At 50.3% G+C, this 2453-nt stretch carries 2 protein-coding genes and 1 pseudogene; 1 reads left to right on the top strand and 2 read right to left on the bottom strand.

All coding sequences use genetic code 11. From position 1 onward, the window contains the following. A pseudogene (locus R3177_RS14545) lies at positions 1–363 on the top strand (hypothetical protein); the annotation flags it as partial. 90 nt (positions 364–453) lie between these two features. On the opposite strand, the gene R3177_RS14540 reads toward R3177_RS14545, so the two are convergent. Next, positions 454–891, bottom strand: coding sequence for an OsmC family protein (locus R3177_RS14540; protein WP_318971726.1), 438 nt, complete (start codon positions 889–891; stop codon positions 454–456). Positions 892–1092: 201 nt separating this feature from the next. Further along, positions 1093–2453, bottom strand: a 1361-nt coding sequence (locus R3177_RS14535) for an alpha-amylase family glycosyl hydrolase (protein WP_318971725.1), incomplete at its 5' end; no start/stop codon positions are given.

Below are 2453 nucleotides of genomic sequence, written 5' to 3'. Positions count from 1 at the left end.
TTTACCCCGCTAGGGCCGGATCAGCAGCCACAGGAGCGCTACGAATTTGCGATTGTTAACGGCTTATATCCACCAAAGCCTGAGCAGCCAAACTGCCGGGTGGTCAGCCGCCGGCAGCAGTATCGTAATACCGGCATTGATATTAGTCTGCAACCTGATTACAACCTGTACTTTAAAGCGGCCCGTGAACGGCTGGAGGTGCTGCCAGAGCAGCGACTGAAGGCTCTGCTGAATGCGCTGTACCAGGATGGTGAGGCTAGGTACCTGCGAAAGTTGTTGCCCCGCTGCTGGCAGCCAGAGCAGTTTTTTAATGAACCGGCGCACCAGAATTTATGGCAAAATGCCACACTGAAGCTGAATTAACCTGAAAAGAATAAACAATATAAAAAAACCGGCGCGGCCACTGCCTTAACAAGCCAGCAGCCAGCCGGTTTCGCTTTGTGCTGTGAGCGGTTAATTACCGTCGAAAGAGGTAATATCCAGCGTGACATCGCAGTTAAGCAATTTAGAAATCGGACAGTTTAATTTTGCCTCGACCGCCGCTTTCTCAAAATCAGAACCGTGCATGCCAGGCACCCTGGCATCTAATTTAATTTCAGATTTTGTCACGGTAAAACCGTCGCCATCCTTCATCAGGGTAATACTGGCTTTAGATTTCAGCGACCCTTTACTAAAGCCCTGTTTTGCCAGACCGAATGATAATGCCATGGTAAAGCAGGAGGCATGGGCTGCTGCAATCTGCTCTTCGGGGTTGGTACCTTCTTTATCTTCAAACCGGGTATTAAAGCCATAAGGCTGATTTTTCAGCGCGCCTGACTGGGTTGAAACATGTCCTTTGCCATCTTTGCCCAGCCCTTCATAACTCGCCGTTGCCCAATTGATAATTGCCATGTCATTCTCCTTTTAGTGCTCAGGGTTGTGTGTTAAAGCCAATACCAGCAGTCTGAACGGCGCTGGTGCCCTAACAGTATAGCCAGCAAAAGCTGTTCCAGCTCTGTCAGCTGCCGCCCGGCGGCTATCTCAGCAACTTTAGCCAAACCAGAGTGGGTAAAGAGTTCACGCCGGCCCGGCAAAATTGTAATAATTGCACTATCAACGGCCCAGATACACCCGATAGCCCCAGGCTGGCAACGTAAGCTTAGTGTCAGCGCTGAAAGCGGCCCGCTCGCCGCTGAAGTACTCCTGGTAAAAACCATGATGCAAATGCGCCTTAAAGCTTACCTGTTGTGGTTTATCAGAAAAGTTAAACACCGCAAATACCTTACTGTTGTCATCCTGGCGGACAAAGCTCAGTATCTGGTTAGCCTGACTGTTATGAACCGGGATCATCCTGGCGCCCCAGGTCGAGTTCCACAACGCCGATTGCGTCTTTTTCAGCTGAATAAGTTGCCGGTACAGTTTACCCTGCGGATGTTCGCGCCAGACGATAGGGTCTTTTTCAAAGAATGCCAGCCGCTTGTCATTACCGGCTTCCTGGCCGTTATACAGCATCGGAATACCTTCACTGACAAACGACAAAACCGTCACAGCAGGTAATGCCTTGCCAAACATTTCAAATTCGGTGCCTTCCCAGGCGTTCTGATCATGATTGCTGGTACCCAGCAGCCGCATAACCTGCTCTGGGAAATATTTCTCGTTCCATGAATAATACACATAGAGCTTATTCACATCAGCATGGCCACTGACCACCGCATGCACAGCCTGATGCCAGCTCCAGCCATACGTTGCATCAAACGCCTCGGCATGAAAGTCACGGCCTTCAAATTCCGCCAGCATAAACACCGGCTTTATCTGCATCAGCTCTGCCCTTACATTCTCCCAGAAATCCAGCGGCACAAAGCCGGCAACATCAGCCCGAAAGCCATCAAAGCCAATGTCCTGAACCCAGTATTTCATTGCGTCTGTCATGTATTTGCGTAGTGCCGGCTTGCTGTAATCCAGCTCGATAATATCGCTCCAGTCCCACCATGGGGTTGGTCTGAAATCACCTTTCCAGTCCCGGATATACCAGTCGGGGTGCTGGTCAGTAAGCGGGTTATCCCAGGCGGTATGGTTAGCGACCCAATCGAGGATCACGTACATTCCCTGTTGATGGGCAGCATCAATAAAGGCTTTTATATCCTGTTTAGTGCCAAATTCCGGATTCACGCCGTAATAATCTTTTATTGAATAAGGACTGCCCAGCGTGCCTTTGCGATTCACCTCGCCAATTGGCTGAACCGGCATCAGCCACAGAATATCAACACCGAGCGCTTTGAGCCTTGGCAGTTGCTGCTGAGCGGCCGCAAAGGTGCCTTCAGCGGTAAACTGGCGGGTATTTATCTGGTAGATAACCGCATCTTTACTCCACTGTGGATGGCTAAGCTTAACGTAAGGCTCAGGCTGATAGCGTGCATCATAATTGTCGGTCATAACCGTTTCCTTAGCTGCAGAGACCACAGTGCCGTTGCCGG

The organism is Arsukibacterium sp. (assembly GCF_033722355.1).
Classification (GTDB): Bacteria; Pseudomonadota; Gammaproteobacteria; order Enterobacterales; family Alteromonadaceae; genus Alishewanella.
Note: the sequence above shows the minus strand (reverse complement) of the source record. Positions and strands in the feature narration are given on the sequence as shown.

What these genes read in the sequence shown, in the direction of transcription:
- R3177_RS14540 (WP_318971726.1), bottom strand. Translation starts at nt 891, where the DNA reads ATGGCAATTATCAATTGGGCAACGGCGAGTTATGAAGGGCTGGGCAAA.